This is a genomic window from Sphingobacterium sp. UBA2610 (assembly GCF_002339225.1).
GTDB classification, from domain to species: domain Bacteria; phylum Bacteroidota; class Bacteroidia; order Sphingobacteriales; family Sphingobacteriaceae; genus Sphingobacterium; species Sphingobacterium multivorum.
The window spans coordinates 73,763-76,884 of the sequence record NZ_DDKA01000031.1 but is presented as its reverse complement, the minus strand read 5'-3'; the positions used below and the strand labels follow the sequence as shown (position 1 = coordinate 76,884).

Annotated in this window: 2 protein-coding genes; one reads left to right on the top strand and one right to left on the bottom strand. The window is 40.5% G+C overall.

The genetic code is table 11. From position 1 onward, the window contains the following. Positions 1–27: 27 nt before the first annotated feature. Entirely contained in the window at positions 28–1,944 is a 1,917-nt protein-coding gene (acs, locus tag B4Z47_RS20885; RefSeq protein ID WP_046671623.1) for an acetate--CoA ligase, read from the bottom strand. A gap of 184 nt (positions 1,945–2,128) precedes the next feature. On the opposite strand from acs, the gene B4Z47_RS20880 reads away from it, so the two are divergent. Further along, complete coding sequence (locus B4Z47_RS20880) at positions 2,129–3,007, top strand: hypothetical protein (RefSeq protein WP_115046570.1); 879 nt, start codon at positions 2,129–2,131, stop codon at positions 3,005–3,007. Positions 3,008–3,122 lie beyond the last annotated feature (115 nt).

Here is a 3,122-nt window from a genome sequence, read left to right as displayed (position 1 = left end):
CTGTTATTTTTTTAGATACTTTATACGCTATTTTTTCAAAGCTGCAGCGCCTTTGATAATTCCTTCTACAACGGCAGGATCCTGAAGTGTCGAAGTATCACCTACATTGGCGATATCGTCTTCGGCAATCTTGCGCAAGATACGACGCATGATCTTTCCTGAACGTGTTTTTGGTAGATCATCAACAAATTGGATGATGTCTGGTTTAGCAATTGGGCCAATAATGCGTGAAACGGTTTCCATGATATCCTTTTTGGTGGCTTCTGCATCGGTATGGTGATTCGCAATGACATAAGCATAGATACCCTGTCCTTTTACGGGGTGCGGATACCCAACAATGGCAGATTCAACCACGTCAGCGTGCATATTAATGGCATTTTCCACTTCTGCTGTACCAATGCGGTGACCCGAAACATTTAATACATCATCTACACGGCCTGTGATTTTGTAATAGCCCTCTGGACTACGGAAACATCCATCGCCCGTAAAATACATATCTTTATACGTCGAGAAATAAGTTTGACGACAGCGGTCATGATCGCCCCATGTCGTGCGTAACATACCTGGCCATGGGAATTTAATACACAGATTGCCAGTTACGTCATTGCCTTCGATTTCTTTTCCATTCTCATCCATCAAAGCGGGTTGAATGCCCGGCATCGGGAACATCGCATAACTTGCTTTTTCTGGTGTTACCCCGGCCAATGAAGTGATCAAATGGCCTCCATTCTCTGTCTGCCAATAGGTGTCAACAATAGGGCAATTCTTTTTACCAACTTTTTCGTTAAACCAGTTCCAGGCTTCTTCGTTGATTGGTTCGCCTACAGATCCCAAAACACGTAAAGATGAAAGGTCGTTTTTGTCGACAAATTCGTCCCCAAAAGCCATCAATGAACGCAAAGCAGTAGGGGATGTATAGATAATATTGACTTTGAATTTATCAACGATATCCCAATAACGGCTCGCATCCGGGAAGGTTGGAATACCCTCAAACATTAAAGAAGTAGCTCCTTGTGATAACGGTCCGTAAACGATGTAACTGTGTCCTGTAATCCAGCCGATATCCGCTGTACAGAAAAATACATCGTTTGGCTTATATTGGAAGGTATTCATAAAGGTATAGCCTGTATACACCATATAACCACCACAAGTGTGTACTACACCCTTAGGTTTACCTGTGGATCCCGATGTATAAAGGATGAATAAATTGTCCTCAGCATCCATCTCTTCTGCTGGACATGCTGGATTTCCCTGTGTTTCTACTTTTTTGATCTCATCTTCCCACCATACGTCACGTCCTTTGATCATCGATACCGGTGTACGCGTACGTGTTAAAACAATTACTTTTTCAACAGTGTCACATTGCATTAAAGCATCGTCCACAATGTTTTTTAAACCAATGGTCTTATTGCCGCGGTAACTACCATCTGAAGTGACGATCAGTTTGCATTCCGCATCGACGATACGATCCGCGATAGATCGTGCTGAAAAACCTCCAAACACCACCGAGTGGATAGCGCCGATACGAGCACAGGCTAATACAGCAATAACCAATTCAGGAACCATTGGCAAGTAAATACATACCCGGTCTCCTTTTTTGATGTTATTATTTTTAAGTACGTTGGCAAATTGCTCTACCTTTTGTAGTAATTGCTTATAGGAAAGAATGCGGTGCGCTTCATTGGGATCATTAGGTTCCCAGATGATGGCTGGTTTATCACCATTAGCATAAATATGGCGATCTAGACAGTTTTCTGTAATATTTAATTTAGCACCCTCAAACCATTTGACATTGGGTTCCTCAAAGTTCCAGTTCAGCACTTTATTCCACTTTCTCTTCCAGAAAAAATGATCTGCAATGCTCGCCCAAAACTCCTCAGGTTGTTCTACACTTCGCTTATATTCACTTTGATATTCTTCAAATGATTTTATTTGTAGGCTCATCGTTATTAGGATTATTATGAATTATTTTAATTTATATTGTTATTGTTGCGAAATTGTTTTTGATATTTCGATTTCGGTGTACAATTTAGCGGTTTTTGCCCATTTTATCAAAAAATTGATGTTTAATATAATGTTAAACTACTTTTATCTATAAGATTGTTATCTTGCATCAAGATTTTTCAAGATGTCTTTTCTAAGAAAGCTATTCTATATTACAATCTATACAAATCTTCTGATCGCCATGGCGGCCATGGCACAATGCGCATTGACTTATATCATATTTGAACGGTCTATCAATTGGTATATCGTTTTAGTAGAAGGAACGGCGACCTTGCTACTCTATAATTTTAGCCTGTGGTGGTCCAAACCGAAGCACCCAAAAGAATCAAAATTCCCCCGGACACGCTGGATCTTTAATCATGAATGGGTCATGTGGTTAAACAATGGTATCGCTTTGCTTGTGCTTGGTTATTGCTTGTGGTTTATTCATGTGTATTCCTTTTTGTTTTTGGGATTTATTGGAATCCTGAGTCTACTATACGGAATGCCTCTATTTACCTTCCGTGATCGCAAAGTGGGGCTTCGACAGATACCCGGGGCCAAGATTTTTCACATTGCCCTGGTCTGGGTCTGCAGCAGTGTGGTGCTCCCTTATGTGGAACTAGCCAACATCGGTGTCACAATAGATCAGTGGGTTTTTATTGCGCTCTGCGGATTGAAGTTTATATTTTTGGTTATCTGTACATTGCCTTTCGATATTCGGGATATCCAACAGGATTCCTATTATCATCTACGGACTTTACCTAATATGCTGGGCGAACAAAAAGCTAAAAATCTAACCTATGGACTATTAGGCCTGCATTGTGTTTTGATCTTGACCGTGCCTTATACAGCACCTATTAAAATCGGATTAATTCTGACCAACGTACTCATATTTGCCTTGCTTAAGTTGGCTGTTTTCAAAACAAAAGATCATTACCACTACGCTTATCTACTGGACTGTAGCTTGGTGCTTCAGTTTCTGATTGTTGTTGTCGTCGGTATCTTTAGCCTCGGAACCTGATTTTTTAGACCTTTCAAGAGCAATGGCTTACTTTAATCTCCTGTATCTGTATGAATAGGGGGTACTTAATTGATCACTTGCTCGCTTGCTCGCATGATTGATTGATTGATTGATT